The sequence below is a fragment of the Arthrobacter sp. R3-55 genome (assembly GCF_054161505.1).
This window is the reverse complement of record NZ_CP096423.1, coordinates 3,113,274-3,133,656: the sequence shown is the minus strand read 5'-3', so window position 1 is coordinate 3,133,656 and position 20,383 is coordinate 3,113,274. Positions and strand designations below refer to the sequence as shown.

Sequence of the window (20,383 nt, the reverse complement as noted above, 5' to 3'; positions counted from 1 at the left end):
CGATGGTGCGCCGGTCCGGTCGCCGTCACTAGTGGTGGCGACCCGGGTCCAGGGCGGGATTGGAGCCCTGGCCGTCTTCATTGTGCGGGGCCTGGCCGTGCTCGCCATGCGGGACAGCATGCTGTCCTGCCATCGAGGCAGCCAGCCCCGGTGTTGCCACTGTTGCAACAACGACGGCGGCTCCGAACGCGGCTGCCAGAAGCCGCCCGGTCCTTGGCTGGCCGTGGGCGCCGCCGTCGTTGGTCTGGTGTTGCCGCCTCAGCCAGCCCGCTCCGGCAAGTGCCATGAGCGTCAGGCCGAGGGCGGCAAAATGGCTCACGTCCAGTGAGCGGAGGGAACTGACCCCGGTAACTGTCACTGCAAGATGCGCAGCAGCAGCGACGGCGAGGACAGGAAGTGCGATTCGAGCGAAAATCAGGGCATTGCGGTGCAACCCCCGCAGGGACCAGGCCAGAAAGGCCAGGCCTGCCGCGAGGGTTGCCACACCGGCAACCATTCCGGGTGTCTCTGATGCTGGTCCAGTGAGATACCCGGCGGCAAGGGAAAGCTCGACCATCCCGGCGGCCATCGCTGCGAAGTACACGAACAGGAGGGTCGCTGCGTTCAGCGTGGGGTGATTTTTGCGTTCCATGGTTCTTGCCGTCCTGTGGTTTTCGTAGGCCGTGGTCAGTCGGTGATCAGGCGCGGGCGGAAGCTACGGCGGCCTTGTCCTGAGACAGCGCGACACCCAGCAGGACAACGGCGCTGGCGAGGTGCAGGACGTTGTCAGCGCCGTTGAGGGCGATGATGTTCAGCGAGGAACCCACCAGGAAGAGTCCAAGGATGCCCACCAGGAGGTAGACGCCGCCAACCGCCGTATTGACGGACTTGGAGAGGGTGACGCTGTTCATGCCTGCATAGAGAAGAGCTGCGCCGATGGCCAAGTGGATGATGTTGTGGAGGGGATTCACGGCGAAAATGATCAGGTTGGCTCCCTCGGTGGCGAAGAAGCCGATTCCCGAGGTGACAAAGAATCCGAGCACGCCTACCAAGAGGTAGACAGCTCCGAAGATGGTGGCGATCAGGCGATTGGGCGAAGTACGCATGGTCCGAACCTTCCGGTGGTGGCCGGATGTCCCGGCCTTCCTGCTGAGCCCCGGCCGGGGCTCTCAAGCAGTGATTCGGACCATATGCGCAGGTGGATGGGTGGTAGGGCGGAAATTTCTTCCTGGAATTACGGGCGGAGCCGGATGCTGCTCATTTTGAGGTCGTTGGTTCCCTCGAAGACGTACTGGAGATTTATGGTCTTGCCGTCGCACTGCAAAGTCCCGGAAAGATCAGCCTTGTTATTGCCGTTGTTGTTGTTCACGTTCACGGAGTTGTAGTTCGGCTTGCATGAGCTGTCCAGTTCCAAGCTGGCAATGCCGTCCATGAACGAGTCCTTGTCCAGTTCGTCCTTGAGCGGTTGGCTCAAGTAGTTCTCGTAAGCCTGCTCTGTCTGGCCTGAGACCACCAGGCTGGTGAATTCGTCCGCCAAGGACCTGGCCTTGGACGTTGCATTGCCCACGAGGTTGACCAGCACCAGCACACCCACTACTGCCAGCACGATGACGCCGGCAACGATGCTGAGGACAATCCACAGCACTTTCCGGTTCTTTCGGGGAGGTGGTTGGTTGAATTGGCCCTGCGCATAGGGGTTTTGGCCCTGGGCGTATGCATTCTGCCCCTGTTGCTGCCACTGCGGTGCAGGGCCGGCCTGAGGGGGATACCCTGGTGCGGGCGGAACCGGCGGTGGGTTCTGGCCTGTGTAGTTGGGCTCAGGTTGATGCGGACCTGGATGGTAGGAATGCGGCTGGTTGGGTTCTTGCGGGTTGCTCACGGTAGTGCCCCTTTCAGCAGCCTTCGGCAGCGCCACCACATGGCCGGGGTCCTCTTGCCGGCCCCCGGGACGTCCACTTGCATCCAATCGCATGCAGGTTCAACCGGCAAGTACCGCCTCGCAACCGAAGCAGGCGAGGACGGACTTTCAGCCCCCGGAGCGTCTTCCCAGCAGCGGTTGGACCCGGTAAGGGATCATCTCGCGCATTGCCAGTGCTGTATCGGTACGTTCCACGCCGTCGCAGCCGAGGATTTTTCCATTGATCCGGTAGAGGTCCTCCGCGTCCAGGGCAACAACACGCAAGAGCAGATCTGCCGAACCGGTAAGGCCAAAGCCTTCGAGGATTTCCGGAATGTCCGCCAGGTCCTGTGCCAGGGTTGCTAGCTTTTGCTGCTGGACGTGGACTGTGATGAACGCTGTCAGCGGATAGCCGAGCGCGGCCGGATTGATCCTCCGCTCAAAGGACAGGAAAGCGTGCTTCTTCTCCAGTTGGGCCATGCGCGCTTGCACGGTATTTCGGGATAAGCCCAGCTTTTGCGCGAGGGCCACTACTGTCCCCCGGGGGTCCTTCGCCATGGCGGAAAGGAGCCGGGTATCAGTGCCATCCAAGGGTTGCATAATGCGCAAGATTAGCACGGTGGGGACGCCTGAAACAGGGCAGAATGCTCAATCTGCGGAAGAGTGGTTGTACCCGATGCGCGTTGTGAGTAGGGTCACAATTAACTCCGGCGAAGGTGCCGGAGGGCCGGTCTGCGGCAGGATCACAAGTCCAGCCAGCGCCGACGAAAACGAGCCGGAAGGTTGCGATCACCTGTGTTGACGGATCAGGCGGGCAAGGGAGTGCACCATGACACTCCGGGCCCGGGACATAGTGCACAAAATCCCTTGAGGACTGGTGGCAATCTGCTCCAGTTGGTGTCCCCGGATGGCGAGCGGATCAGCCACCCGGAATTCGATGTTTGGGTCAAAGACATCGGAGATGAGCAACTGTGTTCCTTGTATGAGGACATGACAGTTATCCGCCGCATTGATGCCGAAGCTACGGCGCTCCAGCGTCAGGGCGAGTTGGCCCTGTGGCCACCGCTCCTCGGCCAGGAAGCGGCTCAGATCGGCTCCAGCCGCTCACTCCGCGATGACGACTTCGTCTTCCCGAGCTACCGTGAAAGCGGCGTGGCCTATGTTCGGGGCGCGCACCTCGCCGAGATCGCCCGCGTTTGGCGCGGTAACGCCTCCTATGGGTGGGACCCGCAGCGCATCAATCTGGCGACGCCCCAAATCATCATTGGATCCCAGAGCCTGCACGCCACCGGTTATGCCATGGGAGTCCAGCTCGATGGCGCCAACACGGCGGTGCTGGCCTACTTTGGCGATGGTGCCACCAGTGAAGGCGACGTGAACGAGGCCATGGTGTTCGCCGCAAGCTACCAGGCTCCCGTGGTGTTCTTCTGCCAGAACAACCACTGGGCCATTTCCGAGCCGGTCCGGATACAGTCTCACGTGCAGCTGGCAGACAGGCCCACCGGATTCGGGATCCCCAGCATCCGGGTGGACGGCAATGATGTGCTCGCTGTGATGGCTGCTACTCGTGTGGCCTTGGACAGGGCCCGCAAGGGAGGGGGACCCACCTTCATTGAGGCGGTCACCTACCGTATGGGTCCGCACACCACTGCCGATGACCCCACCCGGTATCGTGACCCCATCGAGCTGGAAGATTGGGCCGGCAAGGATCCCATCCTTCGGCTGCGCAAACTCCTCGAAGCCAAAGGCCTGCTCACCCAGGACGTCGAAGCCCGGGTCAAGGCCAAGGCTGATGCGGTGGCGGCGGAGCTGCGTTCCAGCTGCATCGGGCTGCCGGACCCGCAACCGTTGGACGTCTTCAACCACGTCTACAGCACGCCCAATTCCTGGATCGAGCGCCAGAAAGACCATTACTCGCGCTACCTGAACAGTTTCAACCAGTCGGTCGAGGAAGGTGCACTCTGATGTCCAAGCTCACGTTTGCCCGGGCCATCAACGCCGGCCTCCGGAAATCACTCGAAAACGATCCCAAAGTGGTCCTCATGGGTGAGGACATTGGGGCATTGGGTGGCGTCTTCCGCGTCACTGACGGACTCCAGAAAGATTTTGGCAAGCACCGGGTGATCGATTCGCCCTTGGCTGAGTCGGGCATTATCGGCACCGCTGTGGGACTTGCCTACCGCGGATACCGTCCAGTGTGCGAAATCCAGTTTGACGGCTTCATCTATCCGGCATTCGACCAGATCGTCAGCCAAGTAGCCAAGATGCACTACCGCACGCAGGGGCGGGTCAAGATGCCCATCACCATCCGCGTTCCCTTCGGTGGGGGTATCGGCTCGCCCGAGCACCACTCAGAGTCACCCGAGGCCTACTTCACCCATACCTCCGGTCTCCGCGTCGTGGCAGTGTCCAATCCGCAGGATGCTTACACCATGATCCAACAGGCGATCGCGTCCGATGATCCTGTCCTCTACTTCGAGCCCAAGCGTCGGTATCACGACAAAGGCGATGTGGATGAGGCCTTGGACCTTGCTCGGGCGCTTCCATTGGACAAGGCTGCTGTGGTCAACGCCGGCTCGGACGTGACGCTGGTGGCTTACGGTCCACTGGTGAAAACAGCCAAGGATGCTGCCATGGCGGCAGCTGACGAAGGCATTTCGGTGGAAGTGATCGATCTCCGCTCCTTGGCCCCGGTGGACTATCCGGTGGTGGAAGCCTCGGTTCGCAAAACAGGTCGGTTGGTGATCACCCACGAGGCCGGCCAATCCGGTGGCCTCGGCGCCGAGATCGCTGCCAGCATCACCGAGCGGTGCTTCCACTATTTGGAGTCCGCCCCGGTGCGTATCACCGGCTTCGATGTTCCCTACCCGTATTCGAAGCTCGAAATGCACCACTTGCCGGATCTGGACAGAATCCTCGACGGCGTCGATCGCGCCTTGGGCCGCCCCAACTCGCTGAGTGGACTGGAAGGATGACCGCCACCATGATCAAGGAATTCAGGCTGCCGGACCTGGGCGAAGGCCTGACGGAATCGGAAATCCTGAGCTGGAAGGTGGCGGTGGGGGACACTGTTGCCTTGAACCAGGTCATTGCTGAGGTGGAAACTGCCAAGGCGGTTGTTGAGTTACCTTCTCCATTTGCAGGAGTGGTGGCAGAACTTCACGAGCAGCCCGGCACCGTGGTGGAGGTCGGCAAGCCGATCGTGTCGTTCGAGGTTGACGACGCCGGGTCCTCCAACGGGGGTGCCACGGCTACCGCCGCGGCTGCCGCGGAACCTGTGGGGAGCCCCGCGAAACGTGAGCCCAACTTGGTGGGGTACGGCGCCGTCGTCGAACATTCAGGTCGCCCTGCACGGCGTGCCCGCGGCCAGATCCAGGAAACCAAGTCACCAGCGCCCGGCATTCCGGCGGTTTCCGCGCCGGCAGCGCCGCCTACCGCAGAAACCGGAGACTCTGAGCGTCCACGATCAACGCCACCGGTCCGCAAGCTGGCCCGCGACCTCGGAATCGATCTCGAACACGTTTCCGGCACCGGACCGGGCGGGCTCATCACCCGCGAGGATGTCCAGAATTTCTCCGGGGCAGCGGAAGCTCCGGCGGAGACCCAGGTTTCCCGTGCCGAAGGCGAGCGGGAAACGCGCACGCAGATCAAGGGTGTCCGGAAGTTCACGGCCGCGGCCATGGTCCAAAGCGCTTTCACTGCCCCGCACGTGACGGAGTTCCTGACCGTCGACGTCACGGCAACCATGGAGTTGCTGGCCCGGCTTAAGGGGAACCGGGCGTTCGAGGGCTACAAGCTGACGCCGCTGACCATTGCCGCCAAGGCTGTCCTGGTGGCGCTGCGGAACAACCCGTCGCTGAATTCACGCTGGGATGAGGCGGCCCAGGAGATTGTCCAGTTCAACTACGTGAACTTGGGCATCGCCGCGGCAACGCCGCGAGGCTTGACAGTGCCGAACATCAAGGACGCCCACCGCCTCACGCTGCGTGAGCTTTCTGCAGCCCTGACCGAACTGACTGATACCGCCCGGGCCGGCAAAACGTCCCCGGCCGAGCTGTCCGGCGGGACCATCTCCATCACCAACATTGGCGTGTTCGGCATTGATGCCGGAACACCCATCCTGAATCCGGGTGAAGCTGCCATTGTTGCCCTGGGTGCTGTACGAAAGGCGCCGTGGGTGGTCAATGACGAACTTGCCGTCCGTCAGGTGATGTCCCTCAGCCTGTCCTTCGACCACCGCTTGGTCGACGGCGAACAAGGTTCACGGTTCCTGGCGGATCTTGGCGCCATTCTGGCCGATCCCGCAATGGTCATGACCATGATCTAGCGGAAACTGAAGCTGCGGCGGCCCACCCCTTTACGAGTGCTTGCGGGAAACTGCAGATAAGGGGTGGGTCGTCGCGCGTCAGTCTTCGGTGGGGGTGGTGCGGTTGGAATGGACGTTCCGCCAGCTGTGTTCGGGTTCAAAGCCCAGGAGCCGGCGCGCCTTATCGATGGACAGCATGGTTTCGTGCTCGCCCAGTTCCTTGAGGACCTCGACGCCGGGGAAGACTTCCGCCGCCAACCCGGCGCTGCTTCGGCTCATCACGGTATCGGCCGCGGCGATGATGAAGGTCTCAAACCCGGGTACTGAGTGTTCCAAGGCCCGGACTACGGCAAGGGCGCCGTCGCGGGCGTCGATGTAGCCCCACAGATTCCATTTCCGGAGCGTCGCGTCGGAGTCGAAGGACGGGAAGGAGTCATAGTCCTCGGGGTCCATGACGTTGGAGAACCGCAACGCCGTGATGCTCAGTTCCGGATCCCATCGCGTCAGTTGGATGGCCATCTGCTCCTCGAGGTGCTTGACCAGCGAGTACGTGCTTTCCGGTCGTGCCGCATACTCCTCATCCACAGGAATGTAGGGAGGGGCGATCTCGAAGGGGAGTCCCAGCACAGTCTCGCTGGACGCGTAGACCACCTTTTTGATGCCGGCCCTGCGTGCGGCTTGGAACACGTTGTAGCTGGAGAGCATGTTGTTCTCGAAGACCGCGGCGTCCGGGGCCAGCCCGGGAGCGGGAATGGCTGCCAAGTGGACAATGGCGTCCAGCCCGTCATGTTGGTCATCCAAGCCCAGGATGACGTCGATGACCTGCCCGTAGCTGCGCAGATCCACGTTGACGTAGCCCTTGCCGCGGGTTCCGGCGCGGTCCATATTGAGCACTTGGTGGCCATCCTGCGTGAGCCGCCGGACCACGCTCCTACCCAGTTTTCCACTTCCGCCCGTCACGGCAATCTTCATGGGGTTCTCCTTTGCGTTGAGCGGTCGCTGACCCTGCTGTTTCGCCTGCGGCTTGGCCAGGGTCCCGGTTTCAGCCTAGGCGGAGCGCCGTCAGAAAACAGCCTCCGAAGCTGGCCCTGGGAGTCCTAGGCATAGGGGAACTCCCCAGTGGCCCGCGGGCGGCTTGCACGAATGGCATTCAGTATTTTGCAAAATATATAGACTGGTCTATTATTTTTGTCATGGCAATAAAAGGGGACCTGACAAAAGCGCGGCTGGCGGAGTCCATGCTGCAACTCATCCAGACCAGCGGCTACAGCGGCACGGGGCTCAACGCCGTGATCGAGCACGCCTCAGCACCCAAGGGGTCGATGTACTTCCACTTTCCCGAAGGTAAGGAGGGGCTGGGCGTCGCAGCGGTCGAGCTCGCTGCGAAGCAGTTCGAAACACTTATCGCAGAGGCTGCAGTGTCCGCAGGCAGCGCGGCCGGGGCTGCCCGCGCCACGATTGAAGCCTTGGCTGACATTGTCAGCGAGAGCAACTTCCGGCTGGGTTGCCCCGTCTCCGTCGTCACCTTGGAGATGGGCGCGGAGAGCGAGCGGCTGAGGCGGGCGTGCGCGGCTGCCTTCGAGGCATGGATCGCCCCGACATCCGCCCTCCTGGAGGCCAATGGTGTTGGCGCCGCTGAAGCACGTTCACTGGCAACAGTCGTTGTATCGATGATCGAGGGAGCGGTGATCGTCTCGCGCGCCATGCAGAGCACCCAGCCCCTGGTCTCGGCCGCTGACGTCGTGGCGGATCTCATTGACCAGCGCTGCAAGCCTGTTGGCGGGATGCGATGACACCGCACCAAGAATCGCGCCATGCCTTGGTCTTCGGAGCTTCGGGATTGGTGGGCCGGCATCTCATCTTGTCCCTGGCTGAAGCTGGTGCCAACGTCACTGCGGCAGTTCGGACCGCCGGTTCCGGAGAGCGTGTCCAGCGATGGCTCCGGGAGCATGGACTGACACGGAGTATCAGTACTGAGATCGTTGACTTCGATGCTCCGGAGATCATTGCCGGCGGTCCTTCGGCATTCCCGTTCATCACCGAGATCCACAACTGCGCCGGCTCCTATCGATTTGGAATGACCGCGCAGGAGGCGCGCAGCTCGAACGTAGGCATTGTTGAGAAGCTGATTGACTTCGCAGCGGGCCTGCCCAAGCTGCAGCGTGTTGTCCACGTGTCCGGGTACCGCGTCGGCGGGCAGGACCCTGCGACTGTTCCATGGTCAGAGGACCACCGCACTGCGGTCTACCAGGAACTGGGCGCCTACGAGGCCTCAAAGGTGGAATCCGACGCCGTCTTCCAGGCCCTGGCGCTGGAGCGCGGGGTCCCCTGGACCATCGTCAACCCGGCCAGCGTGATCGGCCACAGCGTGACCGGTGAGTCGGACCAGCTCATCGGGCTTGCCACCACCATCGGGCAGATCCGGGACGGTGGCGTCGCCGCACTGCCTGGGAACCACAAGACGTTCCTCCCGGTCATCACGGTGGACTACCTTGCGGCCTTTATGTCTGCTGCAGCGGTGGACCCGGCCGCAGCAGGCCAGGCCTATTGGATTCTCGACGACGCCACCCCGCCATTGGCAGATCTGCTCACCCACGTCGGACGTCACCTCGGTGTCAAGGTTCCGGGGGTCAGGATGCCGATCGGCGTCATCAGGCGGCTCCCGCAGTGGATCACCAAGGCAGATCCCGAAACGTTGACCTTCATGTCCGCCGATCGCTATCCAACGGATTCGGCCATCGAGTTTGCGCATAAGCATGGGATCCCGATGCCGGATGTGCTGGTATCCCTGGAGCGATGGGCCGACCACCTGGATGCATATCGGTTTGGCACCGTCACCGATCACGGTCGTCGAATTGTCCACGTTGGCGGCGTGAGGACATTCGAGCTCGGCGTAGCCAACTCCAGCAGGGTGGTTTTTCCTGGCTTGCCGGTCAACGCAGACACATGGGCAGGCGTGGCATCAGGCATCGGTGCGCGTGTGGTCGACCTGCCCGGTCTTGGCCTCAGCGGCGGAACGGGTGTTCAGGACTGGGAACAATGGCTGCCCGCAGTGTTGGGTCCGGAACCGGCTGACCTCATCGGCCATTCGATCGGTGCGGCTGCGGCGGTAATGGCCGCTGACCGGCTCCCGGCCCGCGTCAAGTCCCTCACGCTGATTGCGCCCTTCTTCCTCCAAGTCCCGATGCGGGCCAGGCCGCGGCAGCTCGTATCGGCCTACCTGCGGCACGCGAACCCTGTGCGGTTGTCGCAGCAACTCACCGGATCAGGAGCGAGCGCTGCTGCTTTGGAGTCCAGTGTGGGCGATCTCAAGCGAGGCAGCGCCGCGAGGGTAGCCAAGCACCTCGCCCTTGCGGGATCGAAGCCGTGGCGCACCGAACTCCGGGAAGCGCTGGGGCGATTCACCGGCACGGTCCGCATCATCACGGGAAGTGATGACCCCCTGGCCCCGGAAGCGATGGAGCAGCTCAGGTCGGTTCCGAATATTGAGCTGATCTCGGTACCGGGTGCCGGGCACCATCCGCAACTGACCCATAGTGGTGATCTGGTAGCTCTGATCAAGGGATAGCCCGAGTGGACGGGGAGCCCCGCCGTCTGTGATCCGGCAATGGGACGTGGCGATCACTCTGAAGTAAGGGCAGCCAGCGCCATCTGTTCCAGGATGGGCCTGGCCGACTTCACGGCAATCTTCCTGCCGTGGTGCCGAACCGAGTGGGGCGTGGAGTTGATCAATCCAAAGGCTGCATGGGCACGGACGCGGAGGCCGGGAACATCGGCGTCGGTATGGATCCGGCCAAGGACGTCCACCCAGGTTTCAACGTAACTGCGCTGGAGGGTCTTCACCTCTGCCTGGTCGGCGTCGCTGAGGCTTCCGAAGTCCCGGTCCTGGACGCGGATGACGTCAGGGTTGCTGAGGGCGAAGTCAACCTGGAACCTGATCAACCCCTTCAGTGCGGCCAGCGGATCCTCGGATTCGGACACCACCCGCAATCCGCCCTCCAGCAAGTCCCGGCTGACGCTGAGCAGCAGCTCTCCGAGGACGGCTTGCTTGCCCGGAAAATGCCGATACACAGCAGGGCCGCTGACTCCCGCTGCGGCGCCGAGGTCCTCAAGGGACACTCGGGTGAATCCGTTCTCGGCAAAGAGTCCTGCAGCAGCTGACAACAGGGCCATTCTGCGGAGTTCCTTTGCTTGGCCGCGTTGCGTGGGAGCCATGCGGGTGCCGTTGTTGCTTGCTTCCGGACCTCCGGTCACTTTTCCTCCTCGGCCCCAGTCCGAACCCCACACTTGCGGGACCGGCTGTGCTGGACATCACAGTTAATAAAGACTAACCTAAATTTCAGTTACGTGGCACTAACCGAAATGGCCTGTGGCCGGGAATGGAACAGGGGTCAATGGAGACAATTTCCAACTTGACGGGAACGGTCGGTGGCACCTTCGAAGCCAACCACAAGGCACAACTGGCCCTGGTGGCAGAACTGCGGGAACGCTTGGCGACGACGGCCCTCGGGGGCCCTGCCACATCGCGTGAGCGGCACATCGCCCGCGGAAAGTTACTGCCGCGCGAACGCATCGACTACTTGCTCGACGACGGCAGCCCCTTCCTGGAGATCGCACCGTTGGCTGCGAACGGCATGTACAACGGCGATTCCCCGGGTGCAGGCGTTATTGCAGGCATCGGCCTCATCCATGGCCGCCACGTCCTGGTGATCTCCAATGACGCCACCGTCAAGGGCGGCACCTACTATCCCATGACCGTGAAGAAGCACCTCCGGGCCCAGGAGATCGCCTTGGAGAACAAACTTCCCTGCATCTACCTCGTCGATTCCGGCGGGGCATTCCTGCCCAAGCAGGACGAGGTCTTCCCGGACAAGGAGCACTTCGGCAGGATCTTCTACAACCAGGCAAAAATGTCAGCCGCGAAGATCCCCCAGATCGCCTCCGTCATGGGATCGTGCACGGCCGGTGGCGCCTACGTGCCGGCCATGAGCGATGAGACCGTCATCGTCCGGAACCAAGGCACCATCTTCCTGGGTGGCCCTCCCTTGGTAAAGGCGGCCATTGGCGAGATCGTCACTGCCGAGGAGTTGGGCGGCGGCGATGTCCATTCAAGGATTTCCGGCGTTACGGACCACCTCGCCGAGAACGACCAGCACGCATTGGAGATCGTGCGGGACATCGTGGCCACCCTGCCGAAGCCGGCGCAGCCGGCATGGGAGGTGACCGACGTCGTCCTGCCGCCCGTCGTGGACCCTTCCGGGATCTACGGCGTGGTTCCCACTGACGTGAACGCCCAGTATGACGTCCGCGAAGTGATCGCAAGGCTGGTGGACGGTTCAGAGTTCCATGAGTTCAAGAAGAACTACGGGACCACGCTGGTGACAGGGTTCGCGCACCTGCACGGCCATCCGGTGGGGATCGTGGCCAACAACGGCGTCCTCTTCAGCGAATCTTCCTTGAAGGGCGCCCACTTCATCGAGCTCTGCGATCAGCGCGGCATCCCGCTGATCTTCCTGCAGAACCTCTCCGGCTTCATGGTAGGCAAGGACTACGAGCAAGGCGGCATCGCAAAGAACGGCGCCAAAATGGTCACCGCGGTAGCTACGGCCCGTGTGCCCAAGCTGACGGTGGTCATTGGAGGTTCCTTCGGTGCCGGCAACTACTCCATGTGCGGCCGGGCCTACTCGCCACGGTTTTTGTGGATGTGGCCGGCGGCCCGTATTTCCGTGATGGGTGGAAACCAGGCCTCCAGTGTCCTGGCAACTGTCAAAAGGGATCAGTACGAAGCGGCCGGACAGGAATGGTCCGCCGAGGACGAGGAAGCCTTCAAGGCTCCCATCAAGCAGCAATATGAGGACCAGGGAAGTCCCTACTACTCCACCGCGCGATTGTGGGACGACGGCATTATCGATCCCGCTGACACGCGGCGTGTCCTGGGGATGGCCCTGGACGTCGTCTCCCGCCAACAACTGCCCGAGACCTCCTTCGGCCTTTTCAGGATGTGACCATGACCCTGCCAACAACAACCACGGCACCAGCCACCACAGCGTCCGGTCCGGCAGCAGAGAAGCGAACCTTCAGCGCCGTCCTGGTTGCCAACCGGGGCGAGATCGCGTGCCGCGTCATCCATACCCTGAAAGAAATGGGCCTTCGTTCCGTCGCTGTGTACTCCGACGCCGACAAAGATGCCAAGCACGTGGCCCTGGCCGATACCGCCGTCGCCATTGGTGGGACGGCGCCCGCGGAAAGCTACCTGAAGATCGAGGCCATCATCGACGCCTGCCGTCGCAGCGGAGCGGAAGCTGTCCACCCGGGTTACGGTTTCCTGTCCGAAAATGTGGAGTTCGCCAAGGCACTGGATGCCGCCGGCATCACGTTCATCGGGCCGGGCATTGGTGCAATCGACGTCATGGGCGACAAAATCCGCTCCAAGAACCATGTGATGGCCTACGGCGTCCCCTGCGTTCCAGGCATCGCACAGCCAGGACTTACCGACCAGCAACTGATCGAGGCGGCGCCGGGAGTCGGGTTCCCTTTGCTGATCAAGCCTTCCGCCGGCGGTGGCGGCAAAGGCATGCACGTGGTGGAACGAGCCGAGGACATGGCCTCCACGCTGGTGACGGCCAGGCGTGTGGCAGCATCGGCCTTTGGCGATGACACCCTCTTCCTGGAACGGCTCATCCGCGCCCCCCGGCACATCGAGGTCCAGGTCCTGGCCGACAACCACGGCAACGTCATCCACCTGGGCGAGCGGGAGTGTTCACTCCAACGACGCCACCAGAAGGTCATTGAGGAAGCCCCCTCAGCACTCTTTGAATCACTACCGGACGGGGCTGTGCAAAGGGCCCGCATCGGTGAGGCGGCCTGCAACGCGGCGCGTTCGGTCAACTACAGCGGCGCCGGAACCGTCGAGTTCCTGGTCTCCGACGAGCACCCCGACGAATTCTTCTTCATGGAGATGAACACCCGGTTGCAGGTGGAGCATCCCGTTACTGAGATGGTCACGGGCATCGACCTCGTGGAATGGCAGGTGAGGATCGCCGCCGGTGAGATGCTCACCCTGGCGCAGTCCGACGTCGTTCTTCAGGGCCACGCCGTGGAGGCGCGTGTCTACGCGGAAGTGCCTGAGCGGAACTTCATGCCCTCGATGGGCGGGATCGTGGTGCTCGCAGAGCAGGGCGCCGGGGATGCGATCGTTTCAGGGCAGCAACCGGCGCATGCGCATGTGCGGATCGACTCCGCCATGCGGGACAAGCTGGAGATCACGGGGGACTACGATCCCATGCTGGCCAAGGTCATTGCCTGGGGCGAGGACAGGGAAGCGGCGCTGGATACCCTGGACGGCGCACTTGGCCGGTACACCTTGCTGGGGGTGGACACGAACGTTGAATATCTGCGGCTGCTGATCAATGATCCCGAGGTCCGTGCCGGTCAGCTCGACACCGGACTGATTGAACGCAGGCTGCCGACCATGGAGTTCCGGCACGCCGGACCCGGCGAACTGATCGCCGCTGCGCTCACCCTGTGGCTGGAACGTACCGGATCCACGCTGGCAGGGAATGCCTGGGCATCCCCGGACTCCTGGCGTATAGGTACCAAGGGCGCGTGGAAAGCCACCTTTGGTGTTCCGGGCGGAGGAGTCACCACGGTGTCCGTCACCGAAGAAGGCTCTGCCATGACGGCATCGATCGACGGCGGGAATCCGGTCCCGGTGAGGGTGGCGGACCGCAGCGCCAACAGCATCGCTATGGAGTTCGACGGCGGACTGCTCACCTTCGCGGTTGGCCTGGGGGCGGGTGATCCCCGCGAAATCCACGTCGGCAGCAACGGCTGGTCCTGCAGGCTCGAGGTTCTGAGCCGGGCCGAACGTTTGCGACGCATCCTTGCAGGCATCCAGCGCGAAGACGGGGCAGCGGACCCGGAAGTGCGCTCGCCGATGCCGGGAACAGTGGTTTCGGTGTCCGTATCCGATGGCGAGACCGTCGAGGAAGGCCAAGCCCTGCTGGCCGTGGAAGCAATGAAGATGGAGCACCAATTGGTGGCCTCCGTCGCGGGAACCGTTCACCTCACCAGCAAGCCCGGGGACCTGGTCAAAGCGGACCAGGTGCTCGCCACCATTCACGTAGACAGCACCAGCACAGACGAGGAAGTCCAGCGATGAGCACGTTTGACCTTAACGAGGAATACCAGGACCTGAGCGACTCCGTCCGCGAGTTCGCCGACGAGGTTGTTGCACCGGTTTCGGCCAAGCACGACGAAGAGCACAGCTTTCCCTACGAGGTTGTGAAGCAGATGGGGGAGATGGGCTTGTTCGGCCTGCCCTTCCCGGAGGAGTTTGGCGGGATGGGAGGGGACTACTTCGCCCTTGCCTTGGCCCTGGAGCAGCTGGGACGCGTCGATCAGTCGGTGGCCATTACGCTCGAAGCCGGGGTGTCCCTTGGTGCCATGCCCGTATACCGTTTCGGGACGGACGCGCAGAAAGAAGAGTGGCTGCCGCAGTTGGCGTCGGGACGTTCCCTTGCCGGGTTCGGTCTGACCGAGCGCGAGGCCGGTTCGGATGCCGGCGGCACCAAGACCAACGCCCACCTGGACAACGGTGAATGGGTGATCAACGGCAACAAGGAATTCATCACCAACTCCGGCACGGACATCACCACACTGGTCACCGTCACGGCCGTCACGGGCCACAAGGAGAACGCCGACGGCAGTACCAAGAAGGAAATCTCCACCATCCTGGTGCCTACGGACACGCCCGGTTTCACGGCGGAGAAGCCGTATAACAAGGTGGGCTGGAACGCCTCCGATACCCACCCGCTCACGTTGGACAACGTCCGCGTTCCTGAAGCGAACCTTTTGGGCGAGCGCGGCCGGGGCTATGCCAACTTCCTGTCCATCCTTGACGAGGGCCGCATTGCCATCGCTGCGCTGGCCACCGGTGCAGCCCAGGGGTGCGTGGATTTGTCCGTGAAGTACGCCAAGGAACGCAGCGCATTCGGGCAGAACATCGGCAAGTACCAAGCCATCCAGTTCAAGATCGCCAGGATGCAGGCCAGGGCCCACACCGCCCGCCTTGCCTACTACGACGCCGCCTCCCGGATGCTTGCGGGCAAGCCGTTCAAGACCGAAGCGGCCATCGCTAAGATGGTCGCAGGCGAGGCAGCCATGGACAACGCGCGGGATGCCACCCAGGTGTTCGGCGGCTATGGCTTCATCAACGAATTCACGGTGGCACGGCATTACCGCGACTCCAAGATCCTTGAAATCGGGGAGGGCACCACCGAGGTCCAGTTGATGCTCATCGCCCGCGAGCTGGGTCTGTAACCGTAGGGGAAGGATCAAGGATGATTGACAAGGTTGTTGCCAGCGCCGCGGACGCGGTGAGGGACATCCCGGATGGTGCCTCGCTCGCCGTCGGAGGGTTCGGCTTATGCGGTATTCCCGTTTCCCTGATCGATGCCCTCCACCGTCAAGGCACCACCGATCTTGAGACGGTCAGCAACAACTGCGGCGTGGATGACTGGGGCCTTGGCATTCTCCTCAAGGATGGGCGCATCCGCCGGACCGTCAGCTCGTATGTCGGCGAGAACAAGGAATTTGCGCGGCAGTATCTGGCGGGGGAGTTGGAAGTGGTCCTCACTCCGCAGGGCACCCTGGCCGAGAAGCTGCGGGCCGGCGGTGCCGGCATCTCCGCCTTCTACACCAAAGCCGGGGTGGGAACCCAGGTGTCCGAAGGCGGGCTCCCGCAAAAGTACGACGCCGACGGCAACGTTGCGCTGGCCTCATCGCCTAAGGAAGTGCGCACCTTCAATGACGCGGACTATGTGCTGGAAGAGTCCCTGACACCTGACTTCGGCTTGGTCCACGCTTGGAAGGGCGACCGGCACGGAAATCTTGTTTTCCACGCGACAGCCATGAACTTCAACCCCCTCTGTGCCATGGCCGCACGGACCACCATCGCCGAGGTCGAGGAGTTGGTGGAACCCGGCGAGCTTGATCCGGAGCACATCCATACGCCGGGGATCTTCGTCCAGCGGGTGGTGGTGGCAGCATCCAGTGAGAAGCGGATAGAAAAACGCACCGTGGCGCTGACCCCCACTTCGGGAGACAGCCGGCCGGCAGCAGGCCCGTCGGGTACTAGCCAGTCAGGAGCGGAACGATGACCGACAATTCCTACCACGACATCCCGCCCCGCCCGGAAGCTGTCCGGCACGAGTACCGGCGCGCCGACGTCGAACATCATGAGGCCAAAGGCTGGACCCGCAACGAACTGGCCGCCCGCGTTGCCCGGGAACTCACCAACGGGCAATACGTGAACCTCGGCATAGGGATGCCCACGCTGATCCCCAACTACATCCCGGAGGGTGTGGAGGTCATTCTCCACTCCGAGAATGGCATCCTCGGTGTTGGTCCGTACCCCGCCGAGGACAAGATCGATCCGGATCTCATCAATGCCGGTAAGGAAACGGTCACCACCAACGCCGGCGCCGCGTTCTTCGACTCGGCATCGTCCTTCGGCATGATCAGGGGCGGGCACGTGGACGTTGCCGTCCTGGGCGCGATGGAAGTGGCAGCGAACGGTGACCTGGCCAACTGGATGATCCCCGGCAAGATGGTCAAGGGCATGGGCGGTGCGATGGACCTCGTTTTCGGCGCCAAGAAGGTCATTGTCATGATGGAGCACGTGGACCGCAACGGCCGCCCGAAAATTGTCCAGGAGTGTACCTTGCCGCTCACCGGCAAGGGGTGCGTGGACCGGATCATCACTGACTTGGCGGTCATCGACGTCGTCAAGGACGAGGGCGGCCCGCGCTTGGTTCTCCGTGAGATGGCTCCCAACGTCACCCTCGAGGACGTCCTGGCCGCTACCGGTGCCGAACTGTTCGAGGAAGACCAGGAGCTCACTGTATGACGCGGGTAGTGGAGCAGCGCGGACTCTATTTCGACGAACTTGAAGAGGGCGTCATCTATGCCCATAAACCCGGGCGCACCGTCACCGAGACGGACAACGTCCTCTTTACCACCCTGACCATGAACACGCAGGCGCTGCACTTGGACGCCGCCTGGAGTTCCGGGCAGCCGTTTGGGCAGCGCCTGATGAACTCCATGTTTACCCTGTCCACCATGGTGGGGCAGTCCGTGACCCAGTTGACGCAGGGGACCATCATCGCGCAGTTGGGCCTGACGGATGTCACCTTTCCGCACCCGCTCTATCACGGCGATACCCTGTATACGGAGACGGTGATCACGGGAAAACGGTTGTCGTCGTCCCGCCCGGGTCAGGGCGTGGTGACCATGCAGCATACCGGCCGTAACCAGGACGGCGCTGTGGTTGCCCTGGCTACCCGGACCTGCCTGATGTGGACCAAGGAAGCGCACGCAGCGCAGCCCTAGGCCCCGGCTCCAGTCCGACACCATCCTCGTGAGAAGTTTCAGCACCCAGAAGCAAGGATCTCCATGCCCTCCTCCGACACCACCCCCTTCACCATGGGCCCGGCCCTCCTGTTCTGCCCTGCGGACCGGCCGGAACGTTTCGGCAAGGCCGCTGACCGCTCCGACACCGTCATCCTGGACCTCGAAGATGCCGTAGCCCCGGCGGACAAGCCGGCGGCCCGCGAAGCGATTATCGAACAGGCCCGTAGCGGGGAATTGCAGCCGGAAGCGACTATTGTCCGGGTCAACCCCGCGGGGACCCCTGAATTCGAGCTCGATCTTGAAGCCTTGGCAAGGACGCCCTACCGGACCGTCATGCTGGCCAAGGCAGAGAGTGCGGAGCAACTGAACGCCTTGGCCGGGTATCAGGTCATCGCCCTCTGCGAAACCGCAGCAGGCATTGTCAACGCCTCCGCAATCGCAGCCCAACCAAACGTCGTAGCGCTCATGTGGGGCGCCGAGGACCTGTTGGCCTCACTCGGGGGCCTCTCCAGCAGGAACGACGACGGCGGTTACCGGGCTGTCGCACTGCACTCACGGTCCGCCGTGCTGCTTGCCGCCAAGGCCGCCGGCAAGGAAGCCATCGACTCGGTGTACGTGAACATCCCTGACCTTGAAGGCCTCCTGGCAGAGTCCAGGGACGCTGTTTCCAGTGGCTTCGGAGCTAAGGCCTGCATCCACCCCAACCAGGTGGCAGTAGTGCGTGAAGCCTACGCACCGGCTCCCGAAACCGTAGCCCAAGCCAATGAACTCCTGGCGGCCGCAGTTGCCGCGGGTACGGGTGTGTTCCAGTTCAAGGGCAAGATGATCGACGGACCCATCCTCAAACACGCCCAAGCAACACTGCGCCGGGCCGGGCACCGCGTCTAAGGGCACCGCGTCTGAGGGCACAGCACCCGCTAGTTGCCAGTTCACACCCATGTTTCCGCCCAACATGGGTGTTAACCGGCAACTCGGCGGGCATCCGGAGCGCTAGGCGCGTACCGGCGTCGTGAGTTCGGTCAGTTCAACCACAGGGGGCCGGTAGGCCGTACTCTTGATGGCTACCGCCTGTCCGTTCCTGGCGGATTCCAGCACGGATTCCATGACCTCCAAGGCGTGGAAAGCCAGTTGGCCGCCGGCCCGTGGTTCTTGCCCGGCGGGAGTCGCGGCGAGGTCGGCGATGCCAAAGCCACGCCCCGCATCCACGTAGCCGGCTGAAACGGGGAGTGTTTTCCAATCCTCGGCGCCAAGGGCGAACAACTGCACGTCGCCGTCAAAATGATTGGGGTCCGGGACTATCAAGGATCCCGTTTCTCCGTGGATTTCAATGTTGGGGCTTTTGGTCTTGACGGCGTCGAAGCTCATGAACAGCGTAGACAGGGCTCCCGAGGCGTGCACCAGGACCCCGGTGACATGGGAGTCGATGTCCACAGGGACTTTTTGGCCTTCCCTTGGTCCCGAGCCGATGGTGCGTTCGCTGCGGGTATGGCTGGCCGCGCCCACCACTGAAACCACGGGCCCCAGCAAGGTGACCAGTGCCGAGACATAGTATGGGCCCATGTCCAGCAGGGGTCCGCCACCTGGCTGGTAGTAGAAATCGGGGTTTGGATGCCACCGCTCGTGGCCCGGTGTGGCCATGGTGGCTGTTGCGGAAACAGGAGCGCCGATCAGGCCGTCGTCGATCGCTTTGCGTGCCGTCTGGATTCCTGTCCCCAGCACGGTGTCCGGGGCGCAGCCCACCACGACTCCCGCCGCCGCGGCAGCCTCAAGGACTTCCCGAGCCTCGGCCGTCGTGGCAGCCAACGGCTTCTCGCCGTAAACGGACTTGCCGGCGGCGATGGCCCTCAACGCGATGTCGGCGTGGGCCGCAGGAATGGTCAGGTTCAGGACCAGGTCCACGTCCTCAGCGGTGAGGAGCCCGTCCACATCCAAAGCCCGAACGCCGTCGTAGGAGTCGGCAACGGCCTGCGCCCTGGCGGGGTCCAGATCCGCGACGGCCACAAGGTTGATCGATTCCAGCTTGCGGAAGTTGGCCAGGTATTGGGCAATGATGGCGCCACAGCCGATCACTCCCACATTCAGCGGCTTGCCCACAGCATGCCCCTTTCAATGATGGTGCGGACGTTGGTGTCCTGAAGGATTTCCACGCGGTGGCCCGGGGTGCACACGAAGATTTTGCCCTTGCCCCACTGTCGGGTCCAGATGGCCGGGGAAGTGACTTCACGGTTCCACGGGTCCCACTCCCGGACCTTCTGGGTGGTGGTGGCCAGGACGTCGATGTAGTCGTCGGACAGGACCCAGTACTGCTCTGTGACGAGGTCGAAGTCGCCGATCCCTTCGGTGATGGGGTGCCCGGCCGCCGCGGGCAGCATGTTCACGGTGTACGGGACGTAGTTGTCCGATTGCTCGCCGATCCGCTCGTCAGCATGCTTGCCGGGATGGCAGGCAAACTGGCCGCCGATCAAGTGCAGGTAATCGGAATTGTTGCGGTATGAATCAGCGATGCCGCCATGCCAACCGGCCAGGCCGGTGCCCTTTTCAACGGCGGCCCGCAGGCCCTCGAATTCATCCTTCTCGATGGTGGTCATGGTCATGCATTGCACAATCAAGTCCACGCCATCCATGTAGTCCGAGTCAGCGTAGATTTTGGCGGATTCCTCTACCCGGACGTCGTAACCGTTCTCCTTGAGATAGGGAATGAACAGCTCGGTAGCCTCCACCGGTTGGTGGCCGTCCCAACCGCCTCGAACCACCAGTGCAGTTTTGTTCTTGCTTGTCATGTTTTCCTT

The 20,383-nt window shown here is 62.8% G+C and carries 20 protein-coding genes; 12 read left to right on the top strand and 8 right to left on the bottom strand.

The window, feature by feature from the left end:
- Positions 1–28: 28 nt before the first annotated feature.
- The 4 genes from M1D51_RS14500 to M1D51_RS14485 form a co-directional block, all read right to left on the bottom strand.
- Positions 29–631, bottom strand: a complete 603-nt coding sequence (locus M1D51_RS14500; protein ID WP_458106984.1) for a hypothetical protein — start codon at positions 629–631, stop codon at positions 29–31.
- 46 nt (positions 632–677) lie between these two features.
- A complete protein-coding gene (locus M1D51_RS14495) occupies positions 678–1,085 on the bottom strand; it encodes a DUF4383 domain-containing protein (protein WP_011774231.1) in 408 nt (135 codons plus the stop codon).
- Positions 1,086–1,213: 128 nt separating this feature from the next.
- Complete coding sequence (locus tag M1D51_RS14490; protein WP_458106983.1) at positions 1,214–1,624, bottom strand: hypothetical protein; 411 nt, start codon at positions 1,622–1,624, stop codon at positions 1,214–1,216.
- 381 nt (positions 1,625–2,005) lie between these two features.
- A complete protein-coding gene (locus M1D51_RS14485) occupies positions 2,006–2,476 on the bottom strand; it encodes an Lrp/AsnC family transcriptional regulator (RefSeq protein ID WP_172322152.1) in 471 nt (156 codons plus the stop codon).
- Between the two features lie 195 nt (positions 2,477–2,671).
- Here M1D51_RS14485 and pdhA point away from each other — a divergent pair, with 195 nt between their 5' ends.
- Genes pdhA through M1D51_RS14470 form a run of 3 tightly spaced genes read left to right on the top strand, consistent with a single transcriptional unit; the run spans position 2,672 to position 6,203 of the window.
- Positions 2,672–3,841, top strand: a complete 1,170-nt coding sequence (pdhA, locus tag M1D51_RS14480) for a pyruvate dehydrogenase (acetyl-transferring) E1 component subunit alpha (protein WP_458106982.1) — start codon at positions 2,672–2,674, stop codon at positions 3,839–3,841.
- Entirely contained in the window at positions 3,841–4,851 is a 1,011-nt protein-coding gene (locus tag M1D51_RS14475; protein ID WP_172322132.1) for an alpha-ketoacid dehydrogenase subunit beta, read from the top strand. Before pdhA ends, M1D51_RS14475 begins: the two co-directional genes overlap by 1 nt.
- Positions 4,848–6,203 (top strand): dihydrolipoamide acetyltransferase family protein, encoded by a 1,356-nt coding sequence (locus tag M1D51_RS14470; protein WP_458106981.1) that lies wholly within the window; start codon positions 4,848–4,850, stop codon positions 6,201–6,203. The genes M1D51_RS14475 and M1D51_RS14470 overlap by 4 nt, the downstream gene beginning before the upstream one ends.
- A gap of 78 nt (positions 6,204–6,281) precedes the next feature.
- Here M1D51_RS14470 and M1D51_RS14465 read toward each other — a convergent pair whose 3' ends face one another.
- On the bottom strand, positions 6,282–7,154 hold the full coding sequence (locus M1D51_RS14465; RefSeq protein ID WP_458106980.1) for an NAD-dependent epimerase/dehydratase family protein: 873 nt from the start codon (positions 7,152–7,154) through the stop codon (positions 6,282–6,284).
- Between the two features lie 221 nt (positions 7,155–7,375).
- Here M1D51_RS14465 and M1D51_RS14460 point away from each other — a divergent pair, with 221 nt between their 5' ends.
- Positions 7,376–7,975 (top strand): TetR/AcrR family transcriptional regulator, encoded by a 600-nt coding sequence (locus tag M1D51_RS14460; protein WP_458106979.1) that lies wholly within the window; start codon positions 7,376–7,378, stop codon positions 7,973–7,975.
- Positions 7,972–9,750, top strand: a complete 1,779-nt coding sequence (locus M1D51_RS14455) for an alpha/beta fold hydrolase (protein ID WP_458106978.1) — start codon at positions 7,972–7,974, stop codon at positions 9,748–9,750. Before M1D51_RS14460 ends, M1D51_RS14455 begins: the two co-directional genes overlap by 4 nt.
- Before the next feature lie 53 nt (positions 9,751–9,803).
- Here M1D51_RS14455 and M1D51_RS14450 read toward each other — a convergent pair whose 3' ends face one another.
- Positions 9,804–10,436, bottom strand: a complete 633-nt coding sequence (locus M1D51_RS14450) for an SACE_7040 family transcriptional regulator (RefSeq protein WP_458106977.1) — start codon at positions 10,434–10,436, stop codon at positions 9,804–9,806.
- 140 nt (positions 10,437–10,576) lie between these two features.
- Here M1D51_RS14450 and M1D51_RS14445 point away from each other — a divergent pair, with 140 nt between their 5' ends.
- The 7 genes from M1D51_RS14445 (at position 10,577) to M1D51_RS14415 (ending at position 18,482) form a co-directional block, all read left to right on the top strand.
- Entirely contained in the window at positions 10,577–12,187 is a 1,611-nt protein-coding gene (locus tag M1D51_RS14445) for a carboxyl transferase domain-containing protein (protein WP_458106976.1), read from the top strand.
- 2 nt (positions 12,188–12,189) lie between these two features.
- A complete protein-coding gene (locus tag M1D51_RS14440) occupies positions 12,190–14,343 on the top strand; it encodes an ATP-binding protein (RefSeq protein ID WP_458106975.1) in 2,154 nt (717 codons plus the stop codon).
- On the top strand, positions 14,340–15,503 hold the full coding sequence (locus M1D51_RS14435; protein ID WP_458106974.1) for an acyl-CoA dehydrogenase family protein: 1,164 nt from the start codon (positions 14,340–14,342) through the stop codon (positions 15,501–15,503). The genes M1D51_RS14440 and M1D51_RS14435 overlap by 4 nt, the downstream gene beginning before the upstream one ends.
- A 20-nt stretch (positions 15,504–15,523) precedes the next feature.
- Positions 15,524–16,342 carry a CoA transferase subunit A gene (locus tag M1D51_RS14430; protein WP_458106973.1) on the top strand — a complete coding sequence of 273 codons (819 nt, stop codon included), beginning with the start codon at positions 15,524–15,526 and terminating at the stop codon, positions 16,340–16,342.
- Entirely contained in the window at positions 16,339–17,091 is a 753-nt protein-coding gene (locus M1D51_RS14425) for a CoA transferase subunit B (RefSeq protein WP_458106972.1), read from the top strand. The genes M1D51_RS14430 and M1D51_RS14425 overlap by 4 nt, the downstream gene beginning before the upstream one ends.
- The gene (locus tag M1D51_RS14420; protein ID WP_172322122.1) at positions 17,088–17,573 is read left to right on the top strand and encodes a MaoC family dehydratase; all 486 of its coding nucleotides are present in this window, start codon (positions 17,088–17,090) and stop codon (positions 17,571–17,573) included. Before M1D51_RS14425 ends, M1D51_RS14420 begins: the two co-directional genes overlap by 4 nt.
- Before the next feature lie 63 nt (positions 17,574–17,636).
- Positions 17,637–18,482: an HpcH/HpaI aldolase/citrate lyase family protein gene (locus tag M1D51_RS14415; RefSeq protein WP_458106971.1), complete on the top strand. Its 846-nt coding sequence runs from the start codon at positions 17,637–17,639 to the stop codon at positions 18,480–18,482.
- Positions 18,483–18,584: 102 nt separating this feature from the next.
- Here the strand turns inward: M1D51_RS14415 and M1D51_RS14410 are convergent, their stop codons facing one another.
- On the bottom strand, positions 18,585–19,688 hold the full coding sequence (locus M1D51_RS14410) for a Gfo/Idh/MocA family protein (protein ID WP_458106970.1): 1,104 nt from the start codon (positions 19,686–19,688) through the stop codon (positions 18,585–18,587).
- Positions 19,673–20,374, bottom strand: coding sequence for a ThuA domain-containing protein (locus M1D51_RS14405; RefSeq protein ID WP_172325541.1), 702 nt, complete (start codon positions 20,372–20,374; stop codon positions 19,673–19,675). Before M1D51_RS14405 ends, M1D51_RS14410 begins: the two co-directional genes overlap by 16 nt.
- Positions 20,375–20,383 lie beyond the last annotated feature (9 nt).

Excerpts from the sequence above, each read along its gene's own strand:
- M1D51_RS14500 (WP_458106984.1), bottom strand. The coding sequence starts at position 631 with ATGGAACGCAAAAATCACCCCACGCTGAACGCAGCGACCCTCCTGTTC.
- M1D51_RS14495 (WP_011774231.1), bottom strand. The coding sequence starts at position 1,085 with ATGCGTACTTCGCCCAATCGCCTGATCGCCACCATCTTCGGAGCTGTC.
- M1D51_RS14485 (WP_172322152.1), bottom strand. The coding sequence starts at position 2,476 with ATGCAACCCTTGGATGGCACTGATACCCGGCTCCTTTCCGCCATGGCG.
- M1D51_RS14475 (WP_172322132.1), top strand. The coding sequence starts at position 3,841 with ATGTCCAAGCTCACGTTTGCCCGGGCCATCAACGCCGGCCTCCGGAAA.
- M1D51_RS14470 (WP_458106981.1), top strand. The coding sequence starts at position 4,848 with ATGACCGCCACCATGATCAAGGAATTCAGGCTGCCGGACCTGGGCGAA.
- M1D51_RS14465 (WP_458106980.1), bottom strand. The coding sequence starts at position 7,154 with ATGAAGATTGCCGTGACGGGCGGAAGTGGAAAACTGGGTAGGAGCGTG.
- M1D51_RS14460 (WP_458106979.1), top strand. The coding sequence starts at position 7,376 with ATGGCAATAAAAGGGGACCTGACAAAAGCGCGGCTGGCGGAGTCCATG.
- M1D51_RS14455 (WP_458106978.1), top strand. The coding sequence starts at position 7,972 with ATGACACCGCACCAAGAATCGCGCCATGCCTTGGTCTTCGGAGCTTCG.
- M1D51_RS14445 (WP_458106976.1), top strand. The coding sequence starts at position 10,577 with ATGGAGACAATTTCCAACTTGACGGGAACGGTCGGTGGCACCTTCGAA.
- M1D51_RS14440 (WP_458106975.1), top strand. The coding sequence starts at position 12,190 with ATGACCCTGCCAACAACAACCACGGCACCAGCCACCACAGCGTCCGGT.
- M1D51_RS14435 (WP_458106974.1), top strand. The coding sequence starts at position 14,340 with ATGAGCACGTTTGACCTTAACGAGGAATACCAGGACCTGAGCGACTCC.
- M1D51_RS14430 (WP_458106973.1), top strand. The coding sequence starts at position 15,524 with ATGATTGACAAGGTTGTTGCCAGCGCCGCGGACGCGGTGAGGGACATC.
- M1D51_RS14425 (WP_458106972.1), top strand. The coding sequence starts at position 16,339 with ATGACCGACAATTCCTACCACGACATCCCGCCCCGCCCGGAAGCTGTC.
- M1D51_RS14420 (WP_172322122.1), top strand. The coding sequence starts at position 17,088 with ATGACGCGGGTAGTGGAGCAGCGCGGACTCTATTTCGACGAACTTGAA.
- M1D51_RS14415 (WP_458106971.1), top strand. The coding sequence starts at position 17,637 with ATGCCCTCCTCCGACACCACCCCCTTCACCATGGGCCCGGCCCTCCTG.
- M1D51_RS14405 (WP_172325541.1), bottom strand. The coding sequence starts at position 20,374 with ATGACAAGCAAGAACAAAACTGCACTGGTGGTTCGAGGCGGTTGGGAC.